The sequence below is a fragment of the Terrabacter terrae genome (assembly GCF_039529575.1).
GTDB classification, from domain to species: Bacteria; Actinomycetota; Actinomycetes; order Actinomycetales; family Dermatophilaceae; genus Terrabacter; species Terrabacter terrae.
The window spans coordinates 1-583 of the sequence record NZ_BAAANB010000151.1 but is presented as its reverse complement, the minus strand read 5'-3'; the positions used below and the strand labels follow the sequence as shown (position 1 = coordinate 583).

1 protein-coding gene is annotated in these 583 nt (G+C 73.1%); it reads right to left on the bottom strand.

Features of this window, described 5'->3' with window-relative positions; translation table 11 throughout:
• The coding region (locus ABD194_RS20140) for a DinB family protein (RefSeq protein WP_343994829.1) at positions 1-583 on the bottom strand (583 nt) is incomplete at both ends.

Below are 583 nucleotides of genomic sequence, written 5' to 3'. Positions count from 1 at the left end.
CGAGGGCGTCGAGGTCACGTTCGGCGTAGAGGCGGTGCTGCCACTCCTCGTTGAGGATGGTGCGCAGGATGCGCGAGACCGCGAAGGACTCGGGCTCGGGGTAGCCGGGCTCGAGGACCGGCTCGGTGGAGCCTGCGAGCGCCTCGTCGGTCAGGTCGTCGACGACCCGGCGCACGGTGTCCATCCGGTCGGCCCGGAGTGCGAGCACCTCGTCGAGCCCGGGCCGTGCCTCGCGGTCGCGCGGCACGGGCGGGTTGTCGGGCATGTCGTCGTGCGGCAGGTCGAGCGGGTGCCAGGGCGTGGGGTCGCCGAGGAGCGCCCGGAGCACCCAGGCGTCCGTGGCGAAGACGAGGTGGCGCAACGTCTCGATGAAGGACCACTCGCCGTCGACCCGCTCGTGCAGCAGCTCCGGTGGGAAGGCCCGGGCGCGCTCAACGGTCTGCGCCCAGAGCCGCTCCACGGCGCCCCACCCCTCGCGGTAGCCGGCGGCGTCGGTGGGGCGCATCTTCGAACGGTCCGGGTGGATCCGGTCGAGCTCGGCCTCGACGTAGGGCGCGACGTCGACGCCGTTGATGCGAAGGTT